Origin of the sequence: Gordonia sp. YY1, from assembly GCF_009872315.1 — a bacterium.
GTDB lineage: Bacteria > Actinomycetota > Actinomycetes > Mycobacteriales > Mycobacteriaceae > Gordonia > Gordonia amicalis.
In genome coordinates this window covers 39,047-62,310 of the sequence record NZ_WXYI01000013.1, presented here as the reverse complement: position 1 = coordinate 62,310, position 23,264 = coordinate 39,047, and the positions used below count along the sequence as shown (strand labels likewise).

General features: G+C 66.6%; 21 protein-coding genes. 11 read left to right on the top strand and 10 right to left on the bottom strand.

Translation table 11 applies throughout. From position 1 onward, the window contains the following. Positions 1 to 37 precede the first annotated feature (37 nt). From BPODLACK_RS16525 to BPODLACK_RS16510, 4 genes are read left to right on the top strand one after another with little or no spacing between them, the layout of a single operon-like run. On the top strand, positions 38 to 439 hold the full coding sequence (locus BPODLACK_RS16525; protein WP_024499441.1) for a TOBE domain-containing protein: 402 nt from the start codon (positions 38 to 40) through the stop codon (positions 437 to 439). Continuing rightward, positions 436 to 1,185, top strand: a complete 750-nt coding sequence (modA, locus tag BPODLACK_RS16520; protein WP_024499442.1) for a molybdate ABC transporter substrate-binding protein — start codon at positions 436 to 438, stop codon at positions 1,183 to 1,185. Before BPODLACK_RS16525 ends, modA begins: the two co-directional genes overlap by 4 nt. A gap of 35 nt (positions 1,186 to 1,220) precedes the next feature. Then, on the top strand, positions 1,221 to 1,997 hold the full coding sequence (locus tag BPODLACK_RS16515; RefSeq protein WP_024499443.1) for an ABC transporter permease: 777 nt from the start codon (positions 1,221 to 1,223) through the stop codon (positions 1,995 to 1,997). Beyond that, positions 1,994 to 3,088 carry a sulfate/molybdate ABC transporter ATP-binding protein gene (locus BPODLACK_RS16510; protein WP_024499444.1) on the top strand — a complete coding sequence of 365 codons (1,095 nt, stop codon included), beginning with the start codon at positions 1,994 to 1,996 and terminating at the stop codon, positions 3,086 to 3,088. The genes BPODLACK_RS16515 and BPODLACK_RS16510 overlap by 4 nt, the downstream gene beginning before the upstream one ends. A gap of 800 nt (positions 3,089 to 3,888) precedes the next feature. Here the strand turns inward: BPODLACK_RS16510 and BPODLACK_RS16505 are convergent. The 5 genes from BPODLACK_RS16505 to BPODLACK_RS16485 form a co-directional block, all read right to left on the bottom strand. Next, positions 3,889 to 4,461: an acetyltransferase gene (locus BPODLACK_RS16505; protein ID WP_236577697.1), complete on the bottom strand. Its 573-nt coding sequence runs from the start codon at positions 4,459 to 4,461 to the stop codon at positions 3,889 to 3,891. Between the two features lie 189 nt (positions 4,462 to 4,650). Continuing rightward, positions 4,651 to 5,682: a hypothetical protein gene (locus BPODLACK_RS16500; RefSeq protein ID WP_236577696.1), complete on the bottom strand. Its 1,032-nt coding sequence runs from the start codon at positions 5,680 to 5,682 to the stop codon at positions 4,651 to 4,653. Between the two features lie 136 nt (positions 5,683 to 5,818). Next, positions 5,819 to 6,214 carry a hypothetical protein gene (locus BPODLACK_RS16495; RefSeq protein WP_159405722.1) on the bottom strand — a complete coding sequence of 132 codons (396 nt, stop codon included), beginning with the start codon at positions 6,212 to 6,214 and terminating at the stop codon, positions 5,819 to 5,821. A 159-nt stretch (positions 6,215 to 6,373) separates the two neighbouring features. Next, positions 6,374 to 7,333 carry an adenylate/guanylate cyclase domain-containing protein gene (locus BPODLACK_RS16490; protein ID WP_159405721.1) on the bottom strand — a complete coding sequence of 320 codons (960 nt, stop codon included), beginning with the start codon at positions 7,331 to 7,333 and terminating at the stop codon, positions 6,374 to 6,376. A gap of 87 nt (positions 7,334 to 7,420) precedes the next feature. Then, positions 7,421 to 8,590 carry a TetR/AcrR family transcriptional regulator gene (locus tag BPODLACK_RS16485; protein ID WP_035760660.1) on the bottom strand — a complete coding sequence of 390 codons (1,170 nt, stop codon included), beginning with the start codon at positions 8,588 to 8,590 and terminating at the stop codon, positions 7,421 to 7,423. Between the two features lie 129 nt (positions 8,591 to 8,719). Between BPODLACK_RS16485 and BPODLACK_RS16480 the strand changes: the two genes are divergently transcribed. Continuing rightward, complete coding sequence (locus BPODLACK_RS16480) at positions 8,720 to 9,931, top strand: acetyl-CoA C-acetyltransferase (protein ID WP_159405720.1); 1,212 nt, start codon at positions 8,720 to 8,722, stop codon at positions 9,929 to 9,931. Positions 9,932 to 10,044: 113 nt separating this feature from the next. Further along, positions 10,045 to 12,219, top strand: a complete 2,175-nt coding sequence (locus BPODLACK_RS16475) for a 3-hydroxyacyl-CoA dehydrogenase NAD-binding domain-containing protein (protein ID WP_159405719.1) — start codon at positions 10,045 to 10,047, stop codon at positions 12,217 to 12,219. A gap of 168 nt (positions 12,220 to 12,387) precedes the next feature. On the opposite strand, the gene BPODLACK_RS16470 is transcribed toward BPODLACK_RS16475, so the two are convergent. The 3 genes from BPODLACK_RS16470 to BPODLACK_RS16460 all read right to left on the bottom strand — a co-directional run bounded on the left by BPODLACK_RS16470 (position 12,388) and on the right by BPODLACK_RS16460 (position 14,698). Further along, on the bottom strand, positions 12,388 to 13,323 hold the full coding sequence (locus tag BPODLACK_RS16470) for a type IV toxin-antitoxin system AbiEi family antitoxin domain-containing protein (protein ID WP_159405718.1): 936 nt from the start codon (positions 13,321 to 13,323) through the stop codon (positions 12,388 to 12,390). A 164-nt stretch (positions 13,324 to 13,487) separates the two neighbouring features. After that, positions 13,488 to 14,345 carry an alpha/beta fold hydrolase gene (locus tag BPODLACK_RS16465; protein ID WP_159405717.1) on the bottom strand — a complete coding sequence of 286 codons (858 nt, stop codon included), beginning with the start codon at positions 14,343 to 14,345 and terminating at the stop codon, positions 13,488 to 13,490. Between the two features lie 32 nt (positions 14,346 to 14,377). Next, positions 14,378 to 14,698 carry an ArsR/SmtB family transcription factor gene (locus tag BPODLACK_RS16460; RefSeq protein WP_006436652.1) on the bottom strand — a complete coding sequence of 107 codons (321 nt, stop codon included), beginning with the start codon at positions 14,696 to 14,698 and terminating at the stop codon, positions 14,378 to 14,380. A gap of 93 nt (positions 14,699 to 14,791) precedes the next feature. Here BPODLACK_RS16460 and BPODLACK_RS16455 point away from each other — a divergent pair, with 93 nt between their 5' ends. From BPODLACK_RS16455 to BPODLACK_RS16435, 5 genes are read left to right on the top strand one after another with little or no spacing between them, the layout of a single operon-like run. Continuing rightward, on the top strand, positions 14,792 to 16,426 hold the full coding sequence (locus BPODLACK_RS16455; protein WP_236577695.1) for an ABC transporter substrate-binding protein: 1,635 nt from the start codon (positions 14,792 to 14,794) through the stop codon (positions 16,424 to 16,426). After that, a complete protein-coding gene (locus BPODLACK_RS16450; RefSeq protein WP_201450626.1) occupies positions 16,381 to 17,499 on the top strand; it encodes an ABC transporter permease in 1,119 nt (372 codons plus the stop codon). The genes BPODLACK_RS16455 and BPODLACK_RS16450 overlap by 46 nt, the downstream gene beginning before the upstream one ends. Further along, positions 17,496 to 18,362, top strand: a complete 867-nt coding sequence (locus BPODLACK_RS16445) for an ABC transporter permease (RefSeq protein ID WP_159405716.1) — start codon at positions 17,496 to 17,498, stop codon at positions 18,360 to 18,362. Before BPODLACK_RS16450 ends, BPODLACK_RS16445 begins: the two co-directional genes overlap by 4 nt. Continuing rightward, positions 18,359 to 19,273, top strand: a complete 915-nt coding sequence (locus BPODLACK_RS16440) for an ATP-binding cassette domain-containing protein (RefSeq protein ID WP_159405715.1) — start codon at positions 18,359 to 18,361, stop codon at positions 19,271 to 19,273. Before BPODLACK_RS16445 ends, BPODLACK_RS16440 begins: the two co-directional genes overlap by 4 nt. Continuing rightward, positions 19,270 to 19,881 carry an ABC transporter ATP-binding protein gene (locus BPODLACK_RS16435; RefSeq protein ID WP_159405714.1) on the top strand — a complete coding sequence of 204 codons (612 nt, stop codon included), beginning with the start codon at positions 19,270 to 19,272 and terminating at the stop codon, positions 19,879 to 19,881. The genes BPODLACK_RS16440 and BPODLACK_RS16435 overlap by 4 nt, the downstream gene beginning before the upstream one ends. Before the next feature lie 87 nt (positions 19,882 to 19,968). Here the strand turns inward: BPODLACK_RS16435 and BPODLACK_RS16430 are convergent, their stop codons facing one another. Continuing rightward, positions 19,969 to 20,925 carry a R2-like ligand-binding oxidase gene (locus tag BPODLACK_RS16430; protein WP_159405713.1) on the bottom strand — a complete coding sequence of 319 codons (957 nt, stop codon included), beginning with the start codon at positions 20,923 to 20,925 and terminating at the stop codon, positions 19,969 to 19,971. A 101-nt stretch (positions 20,926 to 21,026) separates the two neighbouring features. After that, positions 21,027 to 23,156, bottom strand: a complete 2,130-nt coding sequence (locus BPODLACK_RS16425) for an MMPL family transporter (RefSeq protein WP_024499453.1) — start codon at positions 23,154 to 23,156, stop codon at positions 21,027 to 21,029. Positions 23,157 to 23,264 lie beyond the last annotated feature (108 nt).

Sequence of the window (23,264 nt, the reverse complement as noted above, 5' to 3'; positions counted from 1 at the left end):
TGCCATTTGTCACGCAGATACGGATACGATAACTCGCGTGACCGCGATACGGATCAAGGACGCCGCAGCATTGCTCGGCGTCAGCGACGACACGATCCGACGATGGATCGCGTCCGGGGTGCTCGAGCAATCCGACGACGGGCCGGTGGCGACCGTCGACGGAGCGCGCCTCGCGCAGCTCGCGCGCGAGCGTGCCGTGGCGCCGGACGACGGTGCGCCCGTCGCGCGGTCGGCACGCAATCGGTTCACCGGGCTTGTCACCGAGGTCCTGATGGACGGTGTGATGGCTCAGGTCACCTTGCAGTGCGGGCCGTTCGAGGTGACGTCGCTGATGAGCGCGCAGTCGGCACGCGAGTTGGAGCTCGCGCCGGGGTCGGTGGCCACCGCGATCGTCAAGTCGACGAACGTCATCGTCGAAACGAGCAGGGAGAACCGATGAGAAGGCTCGCAGTCGCTGCCGCGGTCGCCGTGATTCTGTGTGCGGCGGGGTGTTCGTCGGACGACGGCAGCGATTCGGGCACCGTGACTCTGGACGTGTCCGCAGCGGCGTCGCTGAAGAAGACCTTCACCACGATCGCCGACGAGTTCGAGAAGCAGCACGACGGCGTCACTGTGCGACTTTCGTTCGACGGCTCGTCGACCCTGGTCAATCAGATCAAGCAGGGTGCGCCGGCGGACGTCTTCGCCAGCGCGGACGAGAAGAACATGTCGAAACTCGGTGACCTGGCGGTCGACCCCGAGATCTTCGCGACCAACACACTCGTGATCGTCACCGCCGCCGGAAATCCACAGGACATCGCGACATTGGCCGATCTCAACAAGCCGGGGGTGACGACGGTCGCCTGCCAGTCCGCTCAGCCGTGTGGGGCCGCAACCGAGCTGGTGGAGAAGAACACCGGGATCACCATCGACGCGGCATCGGAGGAGCAGTCGGTGAGCGCGGTACTCACGAAGGTGACGACCGGGCAAGCCGATGCCGGGGTCGTGTACGTGACCGATGCGAAGGCGGCCGGCGACAAGGTGGCAACCGTGACCGATCCGGCGTTTGCGGAAGTGGTCAACTCCTATCCCATTGCGACGCTGAAGGATGCCGCGGACGGTGACCTGGGGACGGAGTTCGTCCAACTCGTTCTGGGTGCTGACGGACAGCGCATCTTGACCGAAGCCGGCTTCGGCGCGCCGTGACTCCACCCCGCTTCGCTCGACGGGGCCCGGCCGGATTGCCGGCTTGGGCGTATGGATTTGCCGCGGTCGGAGTCGCGCTGATCGTCGTGCCGCCCCTGGCGCTGCTGTTCCGCTCGCCCTGGGACTCCTTCGTGAATCAGGTGACGTCTCCGTCTTCGCTTGACGCGCTGCGACTCTCGCTGATCACCGCAGCGATCAGCACCGTCATCTGTCTCGTGGTGGGCGTGCCTATGGCGGTGATCTTCGCGCGCCACGACGGTCTGCTCGTGCGCGTGTTACGGGCGCTGGTGCTCCTGCCGCTGGTGCTGCCGCCGGTGGTGGGCGGTCTGGCTCTGCTGTACACGTTCGGGCGCCTCGGGATCGTCGGGGAACATCTGCACGACGCCGGGATCGACATCGCCTTCACCACCGCCGCGGTCGTGCTGGCGCAGACCTTCGTCGCTTTGCCGTTCCTGGTCATCAGCGTCGAAGGTGCTGTCCGCGTGGTGGGTACGAGGTACGAGGAGGTCGCCGCGACGCTCGGTGCCGGACCGACCCGCACGTTGTGGCGGGTGACCCTGCCGTTGGTGGCGCCGTCGTTGCTCGCCGGGCTGGTGCTGGCGTTCGCGCGGGCGCTCGGCGAGTTCGGCGCGACGATCACGTTCGCGGGCAACGCGCCGGGCGTCACGCAGACCGCGCCGCTGGCGATCTACGTGTCCTCCGTCAACGACCCCCAGGCCGCGATCCCGTTGTCGCTCATTCTGGTTGTGATCTCGCTGGTCGTCGTCGTGGGTGTGCACAGCCGGCGGCGCCGGACTGGGGGTGCGCTGTGAGCGACGCGGATCTGGCGCTGTCCATCGACCAGGAGGTTCCGCCGCTGCGGGTCGAGCATCGCTTTGCTGCGAGCCGGACGACGGCTGTCGTCGGACCGAACGGTGCAGGGAAGACGACGATGCTGCGAGTGATCGCGGGGCTGCTGCGTGGGGACGGCACGACACGGATCTCCCTGGGTGACGAGGTGTTTCGCGACGGTCGCGTGTTCGTCCCACCTCACCGTCGGGGCGTCGCCCTGCTGTCCCAGGACGCGCGGCTCTTTCCGCACCTGACCGTCGCGGAGAACGTGGCGTTCGCGCCGTCGGCGCAGCGGATGTCGCGTGCCGAGGTGCGCGAACGAGTGGCGCGGTGGCTGGCGGCTGCAGAGGTCGCCGACCTCGCCGGTCGTAAGCCCGATGAATTGTCCGGCGGCCAGGCTCAGCGGGTGGCGATCGCTCGGGCGCTGGCCGCCGAACCACGAATACTGTTGTTGGATGAACCATTCCGAGCGCTCGACGTCGACGTGGCGAGTCGGTTGAGAGCCTTGTTGCGAGGGTTGCTCGCCGATCACGGGCGTACGACGATCATGGTGACCCACGATCCGGTGGATGCTCTCGGACTGGCCGAGGACATCGTCGTGCTGGACCAGGGGAGAATCGTCGAATCCGGTTCCACGCGAGAGGTGTTGACCAATCCAGGGAGTCGATTCAGCGCTTCGCTGTCGGGGATCAATCTGTTCGTGGGGCGGATAGGTGAGGCCGATGCCGTTGTCGACGATCGGGGTAATGCGGTGGTCGGGACTCCCGGGGACGACGCGCCGGCTGATGGATTCGCGGCCGAAACACCTGCCGCCGCGACGTTCTCACCGCGTGCGGTCGCCGTCTATCTCGATGCCCCGCACGGAAGTCCGCGTACCGCGCTGCAGGCGACGGTCCGTGACGTGGTGCCGCGAGGCGACCACGCGGTGGTGAACACCGACGTCGCCGATCAGGTTGTCGCCGCAGAGGTCACGTGGGCAGCTGTCGCGGAGCTGGGATTGGTCACTGGACTCGACGTCGTACTGGTGGTCAAGGCGAGCGAAGTGCGCGTCAGCGCGGTCGCCGAGCGGTAGCACTCCCAGACCTCATTTCGACAGGCAGACGTCGATCGAAGTCCAGGAGTCGAGTTGAGGTCTGCCAGTGTCGAACAGCTGTACTCCGAGTGTGGAAGGCCGGCGGTCATTTCGTGCTCATCCCCATATCGCGACGCCACATAGGAAGCCAAGCGTAAGGGTCGTCGTCGACGGCAGGCACACCATGCAGATCGTTAGGTAGTCGCGAGCGTTCGCTATGGCTTCGGAGAAAACCTGTGAGGCAGAGCGCGAGTAAGGCGCAGGGTATGGATGTCGATGCCTACCCTTGAAATGGTCCTTCATCAGTCGCACCCTGCGGCGAGCAGCTTGGCGGTACCACAGTGGTTCACGGTTGCATGTCCGATGTCAGAGATCACTTCTTCACCAGTCAAGACGTCAGGAGGTCGCCGAAGTAGAGTCCGACGAGGAATGCGGTCCACGAGGGAGCGCAGATCAGCGCATTCTTGAACTGGTCGGTCACCGCGATCGCGTTGTCATGAGGACGACGGTTCGACCTATGCCGCGGAGCGCCGGCGTGACGTCGCTTCATACCTCGGGTCACCTGTCCTATCGATTCAGAACTGCTGGAAGGTTGCAGCGCTGGCCACACTGCCGATGGCTGCGCCGAGCTCGGTCCAATTCGATCGAGGCCGTTTGATCGGATCGAGCCCTCCCTACCGGAGCTGTCGAGGAAGAAGACGTTTGTCAGGTCGATGTCACGTACCCAAGCACCAATCCGATGCAGAAGGTCAGGAGCGGGTACGTGACGAACATGGACAGCTTCCCGCTGAAATAGGTGCTCAGCTGTCGCCACTTGTCGGTGTTGAAATCTTCGTCAACCACAGATCTTCCATTTCTCTGATTTCTGATTCGATTGTTTCCCAAACGGGCACAGGAGCTGTGGCCGTGAAGATCGCAAGGGCAGACTGTCCAGTCGAAGTCAGATAGGCCAGCTGCGATCGGCGAACGTGCAGATTCAAGCCGTCAGCGACGTACCCGCCGTAGTCGGCGCAAAGGTAGCCGTTCCGGCCGACTGTGTGGTCGACGACCGTAGCCCCTGGGAGCGCCTGAATATCGAGAGTTGTATCGATCGTCGACAGGCGGATCGGATCGATGTCGCCAAGAGTGAAATATTGAATCACAGTGTTCGAGACGAACGTGGGCGGCGGAGTTTCGGAACGAAGAAGCACGCGACTCGCCATTGCGCTGTGCGCGACGTCGGTCTCCATGTCGTACCACGCAGGGGGTGGAACGAAATCCAAGCTGACCGACGACGCCCTGAGCTCGGCCGTCGCCGCGAAGTTCGCGATTGCGTACTCGAGGGCTGCGATCACGCGTTTGCCGTCCCTGCATTCATCAGCTTGATAACGCACCCCCACACAGCAGCCCCAGGAAGAAGGTCAGGCCAGACGGGATACATGCCAGTGGTGTCCAGAACATGAAGCTCGTCGTACTGTCGGACAGGCTCGTGGACAGCCGTCGCGGGCGGTCGCGTTGAGTCTGTGCTTTCCATGGCGGCAATGAGTCAGGGTCTCGCTTGCCGGAGTCAGTGTGTTTCGCCATCAATCGAACCAACCTTTCACGAACTTCACTGCGTCGGCGCCGGCCTTGCTGCCGATGGCGGCGCCGATCCCAGCTCCGATAGCGGTGCCAACGGGACCGGCGAACGAGCCCACCACGGCTCCCGCTGCAGCTCCCCCGATCGCCCCACCGCCGACAGCCCCGACGACGGCGGCAGCAGCGTCGCCGCCATCCTGCTCGTCGCGATCGTACTTGCTCCACTCGTCGTAGACCGTGACACCCAAGCCGAGAAAAAAGGAACCTTTTGCCATCGTCTTGCCCAGAGAGCTCATACGCGCGACATCGTCCGCACTCATCCCTGCCTGACCCACAGACCGCCTCGACCTGCGATAAGCCTCAGCGATGTCTTCACCGCGTCGCTGTATCGCAGAGATCGCTGCTGTCGCAGCTGGGCCGGATAAGTCACCCGTAAGTCCGAGGGCGTTCTTAATGTATTCGACCCGCGACGGATCGAGCCCGTCTGTCTTACCAGCCTTGAGGTTCTCGAGCTGTTGAGGCGTAAGCGCCATCATGCGTTCAAAACGTCCGCGTTGCTCCGGGGTCGCTGTGCCTGCCATCACCGCTTTGGCGTCGCTCTCCGCGAGTCCCGGGTCGACGACTCCGCGGTTGCTTGCAATGGAAGCTGGTGTCATCCCGCCGATTTCGCCAAGTGCACCGTTGATTGCATCCCGCGTGGCGGTCACCGTATCGTCCGCAACTGTCGCGAGGCCCGAGAGCGCGGACTGGTGTTCGAAGGCTTCGCCGGCGTCGTACTCGGCGCCATCCGGCGCCCGGGCCGGATCGAAGTTCACTGCGTACCCGCGGCTTCCGCGGTCAAGGATGTAGCCCCTGCTGTCGGCCAGGGTGGTTCGACTCTCGAGCGCAGTGATTGCGTTGCGAATGTTGGTTGCCCCGTTCTGCAGGACCTCTGCGAGGTCACCGAATTCGTCGGCGGTGTTCCTGATCCATCGGGTGAGGCTCTCAGCCCTGGTGTCGGCGGCACCGCGGGCGTTGCCTTGCCAGTCCGACAGCATCAGGTTGAGAACCGGGTTACCGGCTTCGGCGCTTCGACCTCCAGATGGGCCTGCAAGCGAACGACGCCGAACGCGATCTGCGCCATGACCTCGGGCTTCCACGAGGTCACCTCGTTGTAACTCGGTGGCATAGGGCTTACTGCACCGACAACAGAACGCTGAGCGGAACGACGTGATGGGTCTGGTCGCCTTGACGAGTGGGGTAGGGGACTGCGTCCCTGATCCGGCCCGCGCTCTGATCATCGGTGGCGAAGGTGGTTTCCTTGGCGTCGAGCACCATCTCGGAGAATGCGGACACCGCGCCGGACAGGTGAGCCAGCGACGAGGCGATATCGTGATCGGCGCTGGCTGCGACCACGGACATGTCACTCGTTGCGCCCTTGAACTGGCCCGCGAGCTGACTGAACGTCGACGATGTGCCCTCGAGACCGGCGTACGAAGTCAGTTCGAGCGCCATCAGCCGTGATGCGCAGTTCGCGACGTCCGTTGCAGCCGTATCGAGTGCTGCTGGATCGACAACCAAGTCCGACACGAATCCCCCGTTGATGTCGCAAACAACCATAGATGTATCGATGCCAGGGTAGATCGGCAGGGGCAGAGTCGCAGATCGCTGTCCACAACCCAGGGCCGGACCTCATTCCCGAATGCCAGATCTCGATCGAAGTCTGCCGGTCGAACTGACGTCTGCTGGTCAGTCGCTCAGAGATCCGTCGCGATGTGCTTCGAGGACGCGGGCCTTGAGGTGCTTGTAACCCCGGACCCGCAGTGAGGGCATCGATTTGAGATAGAACCGGTCGTCGGCGCTGATCTCGTCGGCGATGGTGTCGTCGATGAGAGTTGTTCCCGGACGGGCGGACCCGGCCAGGCGGGACGCGATGTTGACGGGTTCACCGAAGACGTCGCCGAGTCGGGTCAGCACGGGTCCGCGTGCGAGTCCGACGCGGAGCGGTGGCAGGTGATCGTTCTCGGACAACTCGTGGATGCGGATGGCCGCAGCGGCGGCAGCATGCGCGTCCTCGAACGTGAACATCACCGCGTCGCCCAGCGTCTTGACGACGCGACCGCCGTGATCGACGACGACGTCGAACGTGTCGTCCTCGAACGAACCGAGGAGAGCCTCGAGGTCGGTCAGGTCGATCCGCCGCGAGAGGCTCGTGTAACCGACGATGTCGGCGAACCCGACGATCAGGTCGAACTGTTCATCCGCCGAATGCTCCACGTGACGTTCGAGGGCGAGCGCCATGTGGCGTCGCCAGATCAGCTGCTGGACCTGACCCAGTGCCGCGCTCATCTGGTCGAGATCCCACGGGGTGTCCGGGTCGTCGGCGATCTCCCGGAGCTGATCGGCCTGCCAATCGGCCAGCCGGGACATCGTCTGGCCGATCGCCCGCGCCATCGCGATCTGCGTGGCCTCGGGCATGGCGCCCGACGACGCGGCGAACACGCGCAACGCGGCGACGTCGCTCTCGGTGGCGACTTTGTCATCGGTGGATCGGCGCACGAAACCGAACGCATTCCAGGCTTTTTCGGCGAACTCGGGTTTGATGCCCAACTGTGCGATCAGCTCGTCGCGCGTGTAGCGGGGCTCGTTGACATCGGCGACGGACGGTCCGCGGTCGTCTCCGGCGAGGGAGTGTGAGTCTTCCGGCATGGAGACAGTGTCTCGCACTGTGCGGCCGGGGGAGGCTCATTGGGTGGAGGATGCGCCTGCGCAACCCGACGCCATGGGTCCGGCGGGTCAGATGGCGAGCACGCCCTTCATGAGATATGCCATCCGCGCGGCGAATTGGGGGCTCTGGGCTCCCCGGCGCATCCGCACGGCGTCGTTGACGATCGACAGTGCCGCGTGGACGGCCACCGCGCCCTGGTCGCGCTTGAGTGACGGGTCCACCTCGACGAGCAGATCGGTCCACCGCGCGACGTAACGCCGCTGAATGTCCAACAGGTCGGTCGCGCTGGGTTGCCCGGCGAGCACCGACGAGTTGTTGAAGCTGACCGAGAGGTCGGGCGTGCTGGTGATGACGTCGACGTAGGAATCAACGAGTGCGGCCAAGAGTTTCGCCGGGTCGTTGGTTGCACCGTACGCCGCCATCACCCCGGCCTCGAGGCGGGCGCCACTGCGGTGACCGATGGCCACCAGGATTGCCATCTTCGACGGAAAGTGTTTGTACACACTGGGTCCCGCGATGCCGACGGCGCCCCCGATCTCGTCGACGCCGACATCGGAATAACCGCGATCGGCGAACAGTGCGGCCGCGGCGTCGAGGATCTCGTCGCGGCGTGACCGCGTGACACCGGTGACGACCGGCGTCGTGTCGAGTGGCGGCGCGGTCGACGGACTCAGCGCCAGCAGGCGCCGGACCAGCTTCTCGATCTCTTCGCGGGCACGAACGCTGGACATCCGGGTGTGATGGACGGTCAGGCTGCCGCTGACGCTCAGGATCGCCCACGCGAGCTGGACCGCCTCGCGTTCGGTCAGGTCGTCGCGTCCGGTGAGGATCGCGGCCGCCCACTGCCCGATCACCTCGCGGGTGCGGAGCGCGACCTGCTTGTTCTGGTCGACGGTCAGGTAGTTGCTCGTCCAGCGCCAGAGCGATGCCGTCTGTGGACTCTTGACCGCGAGCGCGCACACCGTCGAGATCAGCGTCGCGGCGTCGTTCCCGTGCCTGAGGGCGCGATCGGTGCAGTCCTCGAGGTCGTCGACGCCGGCGAGGACCGCCTGTTCGAGAAGGGACTGCTTGTCGTCGAAATGCCTGTACACCGACGGTGCGGTGACCCCGGCTGCGCGGGCGATGTCGGCCACCGACACCTGTGCGTAGCCACGCTGGACGAAGAGCGCCGCCGCGGAATCGACGAGCTGTCGCTTGCGGTCGGCGCCCTTGGTGCGGGTCGTTTTACGGTCAGGCATGGTGAACAGACCATAGCGCACATTCACCGATGAGCGAGAGTCGTTGACCATGGGGTATAGCCAAATAAGTGATTCCGCGTTAGCCTCGGTGAGTAACCAACTGGTGGTTCGTGTGAAAGGAACACTTTCGTGCCTGATCAAGCATTCATCTACGAGGCGATCCGCACGCCTCGTGGCAAGCAGCGCGGCGGCGCGCTGCACAGCGTCAAGCCGGTCGACCTGGTCTCGGGTCTGATCGACGAGCTCCTGGCCCGCCACGGCGGTCTCGATCCCGCCGACGTCAACGACGTCATCCTCGGTGTCGTCTCGCCGGTCGGCGAGCAGGGTGCGGTCATCGCACGCACCGCGGCCCTCAACAGCGGCCTCCCCGAGAGCGTTCCCGGTACTCAGGTCAACCGCTTCTGCGCCTCCGGCCTGGAAGCCACCAACCTCGCCGCGGCCAAGGTCGCCTCCGGCTTCGACGACCTGGTCATCGCCGGTGGTGTCGAGTCGATGTCGCGCGTCCCGATGGGCAGCGACGGCGGAGCGCTCTTCACCGACCCCGCGACCGCCTACGACCACTACATCGTCCCCCAGGGCATCGGTGCCGACCTCATCGCCACCATGGAGGGATTCTCGCGCGAGGACGTCGACGCGTACGCCGCAGAGTCGCAGGCTCGTGCTGAGAAGGCTTGGGCCAGTGGCTACTTCGCCAAGTCCGTCGTTCCGGTCAAGGACATCAACGGCGTCACCATCCTCGACCACGACGAGCACCGTCGCCCGGGCTCGACCGTCGAGAGCCTCGGCAAGCTGAAGGTCGCCTTCGCCGCACTCGCCGACATGGCCGGCTTCGACGACGTCGCGCTGATGAAGTACCCGAGCGTCGAGAAGATCAACCACGTCCACACCGGTGGCAACAGCTCCGGCATCGTCGACGGTTCGGGCCTCGTGCTCGTCGGCAGCGAGGCGGCCGGCAAGCGCAACGGCCTCACCCCGCGTGCTCGCGTCGTCTCCTTCGCCGAGGTCGGCAGCGAGCCCACCATCATGCTCACCGGTCCCACCCCGGCCACCGAGCTGGCACTGAAGAAGGCCGGCCTGACCATCGACGACATCGACGTGTTCGAGCTGAACGAGGCCTTCGCCTCGGTCGTCATGAAGTGGATGAAGGATCTGAAGGTCCCCCACGAAAAGGTCAACATCAACGGTGGCGCGATCGCCATGGGTCACCCGCTCGGTGCGACCGGCGCGATGATCTACGGCACCTGCCTCGACGAGCTCGAGCGCACCGGCGGCCGCTACGGCCTGATCACTCTTTGTATCGGTGGCGGCATGGGCGTCGCGACCATCATCGAGCGTCTCTGACCCTTCGAGGCTCGCTTCGCTCGCTCCTCAGGGAGCCAGTGGAGCCGCTCGCTTCGCTCGCTCCTCAGGGAGCGACGACCCCTACTCCACGAGAAAGAACTCTGCGAAACACCATGAGTGACAACATGATCAATTGGGAGAAGGACGCCGATGGCGTCGTCATCCTGACCATGGACGACCCCAACCAGGGCGCCAACACCATGAACGCGCTGTACCAGGAGTCGATGGCTGCGACCGTCGATCGCCTGGAGGCGGAGAAGGACGACATCACCGGTGTCATCCTGACCTCGGCGAAGAAGACCTTCTTCGCCGGCGGCGACCTCAAGGACATGACGAGCGACCGCTCGGACGTCTCCAAGGCCGAGATCGCCACCCAGATCACCGAGACCACCAACGGCATGAAGAAGGTGCTGCGTCGTCTCGAGACCCTGGGCAAGCCCGTCGTCGCGGCCATCAACGGAGCCGCACTCGGCGGTGGCCTGGAGATCGCGCTGCACACCCACTACCGCGTCGCTGCGGACGTCAAGGGTGTCCAGATCGGTCTGCCCGAGGTCACCCTCGGCCTGCTCCCCGGTGGCGGCGGCATCGTCCGCACCGTCCGCCTGCTCGGTATCCAGAACGCCCTCATGGGTGTCCTGCTCCAGGGCCAGCGCTTCAACGCGACCAAGGCCAAGGAGACCGGTCTGGTCGACGAGGTCGTCGGCTCCATCGAGGAACTGATCCCCGCCGCCAAGGCATGGATCAAGGAGAACCCCGAGGCTCAGCAGCCGTTCGACGTCAAGGGCTACAAGATCCCGGGTGGTGCTCCCACCAACCCGGCTTTCGCCGCGAACCTCCCGGCGCTGCCGGCCCTGCTCCGCAAGCAGCTCAAGGGCGCGAACATGCCGGCGCCGCCGGCCATCCTGGCCGCAGCGGTCGAGGGTGCCTACGTCGACGTCGACACCGCCGACATCATCGAGACCCGATACTTCGTCTCGCTGGTCACCGGCCAGGTCGCACAGAACATGATCAAGGCGTTCTTCTTCGACCTGCAGCACATCAACGGTGGCGGCTCGCGTCCCGAGGGCTACGAGAAGTTCACCGCCAAGAAGGTCGGCGTCATCGGCGCCGGAATGATGGGTGCCGCAATCGCTTACGTGTCGGCCAAGGCCGGCATGGAGGTCGTCCTCAAGGACATCGACCTCGAAGCTGCCAAGCGCGGTAAGGGTTACTCGGAGAAGCTCGAGGCGAAGGCCGTCGCCAAGGGCAAGACCACGCAGGAGAAGAGCGACGCTCTGCTCGCCCGCATCCACCCGACCGTCGACGCCGCCGACTTCAAGGGCGTGGACCTCGTCATCGAGGCCGCCTTCGAGTCGGTCGAGGTGAAGCACAAGGTGTTCCAGGAGATCGAGGACATCGTCGAGCCCGACGCCGTCCTGGGTTCCAACACCTCGACCCTGCCGATCACCATCCTCGCCGAGGGTGTGAAGCGTTCCGAGGACTTCATCGGAATCCACTTCTTCTCGCCGGTCGACAAGATGCCGCTGGTCGAGATCATCAAGGGTGAGAAGACCTCGGATGCGGTGCTGGCCAAGGTCATCGACTACACGCTGCAGATCCGCAAGACCCCGATCGTGGTGAACGACAGCCGTGGCTTCTTCACCAGCCGCGTCATCGGCACCTTCGTCAACGAGGCCATCGCGGCCGTCGGCGAAGGCATCGAGCCGGCGTTCATCGAGCATGCGGGCACCCAGGCCGGTTACCCGGCCGCGCCGCTGCAGCTCATGGACGAGCTGACCCTGACCCTGCCGCAGAAGATCCGCAAGGAGACCGAGGCAGCGCTCAAGGCCGAGGGCAAGGAAGTTCCGCAGCACGGCTCGAACGCCGTCGTCGACTGGATGGTCGAGAACGGCCGCACCGCCAAGAAGGACGGCAAGGGCTTCTACGACTACGACGAGAACGGCAAGCGCACCCAGCTCTGGCCGGGTCTGCGTGACCACTTCAAGTCGGGCACCACGGAGATCCCGCTCGAGGACATGAAGGAGCGCATGCTCTTCGCCGAGGCGCTCGAGACCGTGAAGTGCTTCGACGAGGGTGTTCTCACCTCCGTGGCGGACGCCAACATCGGCTCGATCTTCGGTATCGGCTTCCCCGCGTGGACCGGTGGTGTCATCCAGTACATCAACGGTTACGAGGGTGGCCTGCAGGGCTTCGTCGATCGTGCACGTGACCTCGCGTCGAAGTACGGCAAGCATTTCGAGCCGCCGGCCTCGCTGGTCGAGAAGGCCGCGAAGGGCGAGAAGTACTGACCCTTCGAGGCTCGTCGCTACCGCTCCTCGCACCTCAGGGAGCGGGTAGCTGATCTCTCACGCAAGAGCCCCGGCCGGATCCAATCCGGTCGGGGCTTTTGTTTCGCTCACTCATTCCGTTCCCGCTCACCCTTCAACGGTGAGCGGGAACGGATCTGGTGAGCGAAACTAGGCGGCAAAGAGCCCAAGCTTCGCCAGCCACGGTTGGAGGAGCGGGGCGAGCTGACGCTTCTCGAGGGTCGACCACGTCCACCGGACAACGGTGATACCCTTGGCGCGCAAGCGATCTTCACGCAGCTTCTCGCGGACGACGACGTCCGTCGCCGATTCGTCGGCGCTGCGGAGCCGACCGTACTTGTGTAGACCGTCGAACTCGCCGACGAGCAGCTCCTCCCAGTCGAAGTCACTGCGGTAGGTGTGGCCGCCGATAACGAACTCGCGTTGCAGCGTCGGAATCGGAAGTCCCGCATCGATCATCTGCGCTCGGCTCCAGGATTCGCCGACGCTCTCGGCGGCCGCGTTCGCGAACGGTAAGGCCCGTCGTGCATTTCGTGCGCTTCGGCGTCGACGGCCCGCGAGGAGATTTGCCATCACCGTCTGATCGGCGCCCTCGCGGAGAGCGGCGTCGAAAATGACGAGAGCCTGGTCGAAGTTGCTCATCGTCGCGACGTCGACGGCGGTGCGTTCGATGGAGGTGACACGAATACCGTCGACCTCGACCACCTCGCCGGCCTCGAGTGGCGCGGCATGCAGGTGACGGTGTGCGCGGATCGACCCGCCTGAGGTTCTGCCGGTCGTCACGTGGACAAGGCTCAGGTCCGGATGAAGCATGGGCAGTTCGTGGAGGGCGGCGGCGGAGACATGGCTGAGCGGATGGCCGTCGGCGGGGCCCGAGGTCGCGACTGCGAGCGCACGCAGACGGTGCCGTTTCTCCAGAGAGTCCGCGCCGGTCGGTACGTCGAGGGCGGGGGTCCAGACTCCCGGGATCAGGCGCACGAGCTCGCGCCGGGCGGTGGCGCCGGACAGTTGCTCGTCGGAGAATCCTGCGTTCAGTGCCGCATCCCGATGGATGAGCCCGAACCGATCGGTGGGGAAGGGTGGCATGAGAAATACGACGCAGCGCGCAAGGGTTGGGTTCCCTGCCGAAGGAGCGCTCACATGATCCGTTCCCGCTCACCGGTCACGGGTGAGCGGGAACGGATCTCGTGAGCGAAAGTCAGTCTTCCCGCTAGTCGGGTCTGCCAAGCGGGAGGGGAACAGTCCCGCGGTCAGCGGGTCAGGAAGGAGGTGACCGTCGCCTCGAAGGCCTCCTTGGCCTCGATCATCACCCAGTGGCCGCACTTCGGGAAGATGTGCAGTTCCGCGTCGGGGATGAGCCGCATGGGGACCATCGCCATGTCGGGCGGGCTGACGCGGTCGTCGCGGCCCCAGGTCAGCAGGGTCGGGCAGGCGACCTTGTGCATCGACGCCCAGTACGGTGGCGTGTCGGAGGCGGCCATGAACTGCTGCTGCATCTCGAAAGCCGCAGAGCCATACATCATCTGGGCGGTCTTCTGCGCGTCTGGATTGATGGCGGCTTCCCAGCGTTCCTCGATGAGTTCCTCGGTGACCAGGGAACGGTCGAAGACCATCGAGTTCAGCCAGCGGACGAGCTTGTCCTTGTCGGGGGCATCGGTGAACTCCTGGAGGAGCCGCAGGCCCTCGCTGGGGCTCGGGCTGAACACATTCGGGCCGACGCCGCCGATGGTGACGAGCTTCTCCACGCGGTCGGGCTTCTTGATCGCCAGGTTGACGCCGACGACCCCTCCCATGGAGTTGCCGATCATGGGGGCCTTGTCGATGCCGAGCGCATCCATGAACCGGATGACCGATCCACCGGCGGTGAGGACCGGGTGGCCCTCGACCGCGTCACTGACCCCGAACCCGGGGAACTCGATGACGTAACAGTGGTGCGTCTGCGCGAAATGGCCGAGGTTTCCGCGGTAGTTGCGCCAACCGGTGACGCCGGGGCCGGAGCCGTGCAGCAGGATCAGCGGGGGTGCGTCGGCGTCACCCGCCTCGTGGTAGCGCAGGGTGCCCTGGTCGGTCGTCAGTTCCCGTTTGGTCGCATCGAACGAGACATCCACGCGACAAGATTAGAACGTGTTCTAATCCCTTGTCACGGGTGTGCGTGATCATGTCCGTGAGCTGGGGATATGTGACCGACTCCGATGATGTCGTGGAGGATGCGATGGACGATCGCGTCGCCGACGACCTCGTAGTGCACCATCCGGCCCATCTTCTCCGACCGCACCCAGCCCTGGTCGCGGAGGGCGCGGATCGACTGCGAGGCAGCATTCTCGGTGATCCCGATGGCGGCGGCGAGTTCGGCGACCGTCGAGCCCGGGTGGGCATGCATCTCGGCGACGAGGCGAAGCCGCGTCGGGTCGCTGAGCAGGGTGAAGCGCGCCGCCCACGAGTCCGCGTCGAAATCGCTCACCGGTACCTCCTCTGCTCGTCCCACCCCCTCGATATACACCACCGGCGGCAATCGTCGGGTCGAGTGGCGACCGATGTATGTCTGGGAGAACATATGTCTGTGACGACACGTGTAGGCCGCCCGCCCCTCGGACGCCGCGGACGGCCGGTGATCGTCTCGGTTGCAACGATGCTGCTCGCGGGGACAGTCCTCGGGGCATGTGCCGGCAGTGAGGACATGGCGACGTCGGATCAGATCGTGCTCGCTGAGAGCCAGGATCTCGACCGCTTCAATCCGATCCTCGGCTACGGACAGTTGGGTGTCTCGCCGATCTACGACGGATTGCTGGCTCCCGCTGCCGACGGTGACGACCGTGTGCCCGACCTCATTCCTGCGCTCGCCGCGTCGGCGCCCGAACGGATCGCACCACGCACGTGGCGGGTGCCGCTGAAGGGCGGTGTCACCTTTTCGGACGGCAGTGCCTTCGACTCCGCCGATGTGGTGGCGACCTATCGCGCCGTCGTCGACCCGAAGGTCGCCTCGGGCATCTCCACCGACTTCGCCCCGATCGTGACCGTCGATGCCGATGGGCCGCAGGCGATCAGGCTGACCACGAACACGGATGCGGACCCTTCGCCGTATCTGCTCCTCGGCATCGTTCCGTCGGAAAGGGTGGAGGCCGCCCCCGCTGCGCAGTGGGCGATCAACACCGAACCTGTCGGGACCGGCCCGTATCGTCTCGAATCCCTCGACCCCGACCAGGCGGTCCTCGTCGCCCGCGACGACCGCGCCGGTGATGTGCCGTCGGTGCGCAGGATCGTTTACACCCATGTGCCCGACGACAATTCCCGGGCGCAGCTCCTGCAGACCGGCGAGGTCGACGGGGCGAGCCTTCCGCCGCGTCTGGCCGACGGATTCGCCGAACGTTCCGGGGTCGACGTCGCAGTGGTGGCGTCGGCGGACTGGCGGGGAGTGTCGCTGCCGGCCGAGAACGCCTTCACCGCAGACCCTTCGGCGCGGCTGGCGATGAACATCGGCGTGGACCGGTCGGCGCTCGTCGAGGACGTGCTGATGGGCAAGGGCGAGCCGGCCAGCACTCCGATCGCGGAGGTCTACGGAAGCTCCTACGACGCCGCCGCCCAGTTCGCCCACGACCGTGCCCGGGCCTCGTCGATCCTCGACGACGCGGGCTGGCGCACCGGTCCCGACGGCGTGCGTGTGCGGGACGGGGTTCGTGCGAGCTTCCCGTTTCTGTACAACGCCGAGGACACCCTGCGTCGCGATCTGGCCGTGGCATTCGCGGCGTCGATGAAGAAGATCGGCGTCGAAGTGTTGACGCGAGGCACCAGCTGGGACGAGATCGACACCAAGATGGGCTCGGCTGCCGCTTTTCTCGGCGGCGGTGCCACCCCGTACAGCATCGATTCCCAGGTCTACGACGCGCTGCACACCCGCGTGCCGGATTCGTCACCCTACTCGAACCCGGGCAACTTCACGGCTCCCGGTCTCGACGAATTGCTCAACACCGCAAGAGAATCGGCGTCGGGGCCGGAGAACGACCAGCGGTACCGCCGCATCCAGCAGGTCTATGCGCGCCAACCGTCGCAGGTCTTCCTCGCCTTCGTCCATCACACCTACGTCGCGCGGAGCGCCGGGTGGTCGCACGATGCGCCCATCCTCGAACCCCACTCGCACGGCGTCACATGGGGACCGTGGTGGAATCTGCCGTCCTGGTCACCGGCCTCGTGACCACGCGGATCCGGCCGGACGCCGGGCGGTCCGCAGCCGTGGTGGACCTCGCCGCGGAAAACGCCACCGGGACAGGCGAACAAGCGCGACGCCGTTCGCGCACCGGGCCCGCGATGCGACTGCTCGGCCGTCGCTTCCTGGTCATGGTCCCGACTGTGCTCTTCGTGTCGCTGGCGGTGTTCGCGGTTGCCGCGGCCTCGCCGTTCGATCCGCTCACCGCTCACCTCGGTGACAACCACCAGTCGGCGACCCAGGCACAGCGGGACGCCGTCACACAGGCCTACGGACTCGACGACCACTGGTTCGAGGCCTGGTGGAAGTGGTGGGCGGCCGTGCTCCAGGGGAACCTCGGGTGGTCGTCGACCATGCGTCAACCGGTGGCGGACGTGATCTCCGATCGTGTGCCGTTCACCCTCGGGATGTCGTTGTCGGCGTTGATCTCTGCGGCCACCGTCGCGATCGTCCTCGGCGCGGTCATCGGCATGCGGCGCGGTGGGCTCCTCGATCGCGTGTGCACGGCGCTGGCCGCAATGCTCGCCGCGACTCCGCCGTTCGTGGTCTCGCTCGTGCTGGTCAGTGCATTCGCGGTGGGGCTCGGGTGGTTTCCGTCCTCGGGTGCCCGCCGTCCGGGCGATGACCACTCGCTCGACGGTCTGCTGACGCACGCGGCGCTGCCGTATCTGGCCCTGACGATCTCGATGATCCCGTGGTTGCTGCTGACGATGCGTTCGGCGGTCGTGGATGCGTCGGCCTCCGATGCGGTTCGGGGCGCGCGGGCCCGCGGGGTGGGCGGATGGACGCTGTTGCGCGGGCACATCGTGCCGGTGTCGGTGCTGCCGACCCTGGCACTGCTCGGGACCAGACTGCCCGAACTCATCGCCGGTGCCGCGATCGTCGAAACCGTCTTCGGCTGGCCGGGTCTCGCCGAGGCTCTCGTCGATTCGGCGGTGGCACTCGACTTCGCACTCCTCGCGCCGCTGGCCGTCGGATCGGCTGTGCTCGTGCTCGTCGGATCGGCGCTCTCGGATGCGGCCGCCATCTGGATCGATCCGCGGATCGGGCTGCGCGCATGACCGCGGTCGGTGCGTCGGCGTTCCGCGTCGAGGGGCGTTGGGCCGCAGCGCGTGATCGGCTCGGGTTCGGGACACCGTGGATCGTGCTCGGCGTCATCGGGATCCTCGCCGTGGGGTGGCCACTCGCCGCCGGGGATCAGACCGCCGACTTCGCCCATGCCCTGCGCGCCCCGAGCGAAGACAACCTCCTGGGCACCGACCATTCCGGATACGACCTCGGGGCCCGCGCCGCGGAGGGCCTGCGGATCTCGTTGGTCATCGCACTCGCCTGCGCGATACTCGCCACCGTCCTCGGCGTCGTCGTCGGGATCGCGTCGGTGGCCGCCGGCGGCTGGGTGGACGCGATCGTCATGCGCGTCGTCGACGCCGTCAACGCGCTTCCACACCTGGTCGTCGGAGTGGTGATCGCCGCGATGTGGCGGGGCGAACCGGTGGCGATCATCGCCTCGATCGCGCTGACCCACTGGCCGGCCGTGGCACGTGTGGTGCGTGCCGAGTTACTGGAGGCGACGTCGGCCGGGTGGGTGGAGACCGCGCGGCTCGCGGGCGCGTCGCGGACGTTCATCGCGACCCGTCACCTCATGCCCGCTGTCTCCGGTCAGGTACTGGTCGCGATGACGGTGCTGCTCCCGCATGCGGTGTGGCATGAGACGACCCTGTCGTTCCTCGGCGTCGGCCTCTCGCCGGACGCCGCCAGCCTGGGCACCCTCCTCGGGCAAGCCCGCGGCGACGTCCTCACCGGCGCCTGGTGGACGCTGGTGGTACCCGGCGTGGCGCTCATGGTCACCGCGGTCGCGTGTTCGGGAGCTGCCGCCTCGCTGCGTCGGGCCACGCTACCGCCGGCCGGGGAGGTGTGGCGGTGAGCGCTCGTCTCGACGGCCTGACGGTCGACGTCGCCACCCGGCGTCGCGAAGCGGTTCGGGTACTCGACGACGTCACGCTGGATCTGCCGGCCGGTTCGCTGACCGCGCTCGTCGGCGAATCGGGATGCGCGAAGTCGATGGTCGCCGCCGCGCTCTGCGGACTGCTCCCACCCGGGTCGAACGTGACCGGGCGGATGTCACTGGGTAACGACACCTTCATCGGGGACGAGATCGCAGGCCGTGACCCGCGCTGGCGGACGCTGCGTGGGCGCCGCGTCGGGCTGGTGCCGCAGTCGGCGGCCACCTCGTTCACACCGGTTCGTACGCTCGGCTCACAGCTCGACGAGGTGATCGTCGGGCTCGACGGCCCGCGCGACGCCGTCGAGCTGTGCCTGGCGGTCCACCTCGATCCAGACGCTCTGCGGCTCTACCCGCACGAACTGTCCGGCGGGATGGCCCAGCGCGCAGCGATCGCCGCAGCCCTCGCCGGCGACCCACAGATCCTCGTCGCCGACGAGCCGACCTCCGCACTGGACCCCGAACTCGCGGCCACGATCTGGGACCTCCTGGCGGCCACCGCTCGACGCGGCGCCGCTGTTCTGGTGATCACCCACGATGTGGAGACGATGGTCGGGGGCCGGCAGGGGGCGGGGGGCTTCGACGCGGTGCCTCGCTTCGCTCGGGACCGGCTCAGCCGGCAGGGGGGTGCGGCTGATGTGCGGGGCTCGGACGGGGTCAGCCGGCAGGGGGGTGCGGCTGATGTGTGGGGCTCGGACGGGGTCAGCCGGCAGGGGGGTGCCGACCGAATCGCGGTCATGCGCGCCGGCCGGATCGTGGAGCAGGGCACGCCGACCGAACTCGCGACGTCCGCCGACGAGTACGTCGCCGCATTCTTCGAGGCCGTCTCATGACGGCGGCACTGATCGGGCGAGGCTTGACCGCGCGTTTCGGTGGCCGGGAGGTGTTCACCGGCGTCGATGTCTCCGTCGACGCGGGATCCGTCCTCGGGATCGTCGGCCGGTCGGGCAGCGGCAAGACGACGCTCCTGCGCATCCTCGCCGGACTCGCCGAACCCACGGCGGGCTCCGTCGAGCAGCACGGCGTGGAACCGCGGCCGGGGACAATCGGACTGCTCGCTCAGCACCCGCGCATGGTCGTCAACCCGCGCTGGACTCTGCGGAAGATCGTTGCCGAACCCGCCACCATCGCACGACGGAACTGTGACGTCGAGGTGAGCTCGGCACGTGTGGGCCTCGACCCCGCCCTGCTCGACCGCTTCCCCGCAGAGGTCTCCGACGGTCAACTCCAGCGCGCATGCGTCGGGCGCCTTCTGGTTCAGGCTCCGCGATTCGTGCTGTGCGACGAACCGATCGCCATGCTCGACCCCGTCTCGGCGCGGGCCGTGATCGGGCTACTCCAGGAACTGGTCGACGACGGCGCGGGTCTGGTGCTGGTCAGCCACCAACGGGGGCTCGTCGACGCGCGGTGCCGTGACGTCGTCGATCTGGACGTGCGGTAGGGGGCTTCGACGCGGCGCCTCGCTGCGCTCGGTGCCGGCTCAGCCGTCGGGGGTTGGGGGTGCCGGCTCAGCCGGCGGGGCAGCGGGTCACATCTGCAACCGCACCGCGTCGTCCTCGCCCATGGCGTCCTCGAGGACTTCTGGGGAGTAGTCGACGTCGATGTCGGCGACCGAGCGTCCGCGGGCGGACTCGATCGCGGAGAGCCGGCGCTGGGCGCGGTCGGCGGCATAGGTCAGGAACTCGTTGTTGTCGAGCCCGAAGGGTTGCTCGTCGAACTGCTGGTTGACCCAGTCGATCATGTCGAGCGCCAAGGGGAGGAGTTCGTCCATGCGCTCGCCGACGGCGGCCCACAGCGAGTCGTCGGCGGCGACGTGACGGCGGCAGGTGAAGGTGCCCCATGCCATGTGGCGCCGCTCGTCGTCGCTGATGAACCGGATCAGCTTCTGCATGCCGGGGAAGATGTCGAACCGCGTACAGACCTTCTGCCAGGCGTGATAGCCGGTGAGTGCCAGGCTGCCCTCGATGACGTGGTTGTAGGTGACGCTCGCGCGGATCTGGTTACGCGGCGACGCGTCGTGTTCGAGGGCGTGTAAAGACGCCGGCAACTCCTCGTAAAACAAGCGGCGATAGAAGGGATTGTCGGCGACGAAGGGCTGGAGGTCGCCGGTCAGTCCGACGGAGTCCATCCACATCCGGAAGACCTGGGTGTGTTTGGCCTCCTCGAAACAGAACTGTGTCAGGTACATCTCGTCACCGAAGCGGCCCTCGGTCGCCATCGCCTTCATGAACGGCTGGATGTCCTCGGTCACCGCCTCCTCCCCGGCGATGAACTGACTCACCAGATAGGTTGCGCTGCGCCGTTGTTCGTCGTTCAGCTCCACCCAGTCCTGCGCGTCCCGGGAGAAGTCGATCGCCACCGGATCCCAGAACCGGGAGTTCCCTTTGACGAAGAGTCGCAATGGAAACGAGTCCCAGTTGAGACCGCCCTGCCGCAGTGACGAGAAGTCCTGGCGGCCCTCTTCCTTGTGTTCGATAAGGGTCATGAGATCACCAGCCAACCGACGTGGGAATGCGAATACCTGACGCTAACGCGTTACCGTGCCGACGGTGTTGGAATTAGTGAATTCGCTTGTCACAGCTGATGTTACGCCCTCTCGAGGACGGATTCCGGTGTCGTGTCCTCTTCTTCCCGTTTTGCGAGCGCGCTCGGCCACCAGATCTTGCGTCCGATGTCCAGGGTCAGTGCGGGAACCAGGAGCGTACGCACGATGAGGGTGTCGACGAGGACGCCGAACGCCACCAGGAAGGCCACCTGTACCAGGAACAGGAGTGGGATCACGGCGAGGGCCGCGAAGGTCGCCGCCAGCACGACTCCGGCCGAGGTGATGACGCCGCCGGTCGCGGTGAGCCCGCGGATCATGCCGATGCGGGTGCCATGCCGGAGCGCCTCCTCGCGCACCCGGGTCATCAGGAAGATGTTGTAGTCGATGCCGAGCGCCACGAGGAACACGAAGGCGAACAGCGGGACCACCGGGTCGGCGCCGGGGAAGCCGAACGGACCGTTGAACAGCAGCGCGGCCACACCCAACGTCGTCGCGAAGGAGAGCACGGTCGTCGCGAGCAGGATCGCGGGCGCGAGGACGCTGCGCAGCAGCGCCACCAGGACCAGGAACACGACGATCAGCACGATCGGGATGATCAGGTTGCGGTCGTGGATGGACGTCTCGCGGGTGTCGAGATCGATGGCGGTGGTGCCGCCGACCAGGGCGTTCGCGTTCGGGACCTGGCCGACCGCCGAACGGATGTCGGCGACGGTGTCCTGGGCGGCGAGTGACTCCGCATTGTCGGTCAGCGTGGCGGTGACGGCGACCTTGCCGTCACGGACCATCGGCGCGCTGCCTTCGGTGATCAGTTCGGCGCCGGCGACACCGTCGGTCGCGCGGACCGCGTCGAGTACGGCGGTGCCTGCGCCCTGATCGGCGATGACGTAGGTGGGCGTACCGCTACCGGCGTCGAAATGTCTCGCCTGGATCTCGGCGCCCTCCACGGACTCGACCGAGCCCATGAAGAAGTCGGTCGACGCGATGCCGTCGGCCTTGAAGGTCGGGGCGAATGCCGCGCCGATGAGCAGCAGGATCAGGGTGCCGGCCCAGATGGCGCGCGGCTTGGACGCGACCGTGTCGGCGATGCGCTTCCACAGGCGGTGGGTGGCACCGCTGTCGGCCGAGGTCTGCGGGGCGTACCGGGGGCGCAGCGGCCAGAACGCGGTCCGGCCGAGGAGCGCGAGGGCGGCGGGGAGGAACGTCATCGACGCCAGGAAGGACGCGAGGATGCCGATCGCGGCGACCGGGCCGAGGCTCTTGTTGGAGTTCAGGTCGGACAGCATCAGACAGAGGACACCGGCGATGACGGTGCCCGCCGACGCGGCGACCGGCTCGATCGTGGCGCGCCACGCCTGCCGGAGCGCCGCGTACTTGTCCTCGGTCGCGATCAACTCCTCCCGATATCGGGATACGAGCAGCAGCGCGTAGTCGGTGGCCGCGCCGAAGACCAGGATGAACAGGATGCCCTGGCTCTGACCGTTGAGGTCGAGAACGCCCTGCTTGGTCAGGAAGTAGACGAGGCCCGACGCGAGTCCGAGGGCGAAGACCGCGGAGATGAGGACCACGAACGGCAGGATCGGGCTGCGGTAGACGACGATCAGGATCAGGATCACCACGGTGCCCGCGACCAGCAGCAGCAGGCCGTCGATTCCGGCGAAGGCCTCCCCGAGGTCGGCGACCTGGCCGGCGGGGCCGGTGACCGCGACGGTCAGACCGTCCGGCGCGTCGGCCAGCTTGTCGCGCAAGATCTCCACGGTGTCGGCGGGTTCGCCCGCGCTGTCGATCGGGACGAAGACCTGCGCGGCCTGACCGTCCTGCGACGGGATCGGCGGCGAGACCGCCGGTCCGAATCCGGGCTGACCGGCCACCTCGGAGGTGGTGGTGCGCAGGAACTCGAGGTCGCCGGGCGTGATCCCGCCCGAGCGTTCGGCGATGACGATGCCGGGGATCTCGTCGGTGTCCTGGAAGTCGGCGAGGAGGTTCTGGACCTGCGTGGACTCCGCCGACGCCGGGAGGAAGGAACTGCTGTCGTTGCTCGCGACGCTCGCGAGCTTGCCGGCGAAGGGGCCCGTGATCCCGCCGACGATCAACCAGGCGAGGAGTAGAAGGGCCGGGATCAGCCAGCGGAGCTTGCGGGTGGGACGGGGACTCGAATCGGTCTTGTCCGGCATGGGGCCATCGTTCCAAGTGTTGCTCTCACGTGCCGACGAGGGGCTCGAGGACGGTCGCATGCAACCGATTCGGCGCCGGCCGCAGGCCGGAGCGAACGCGCGAGACGG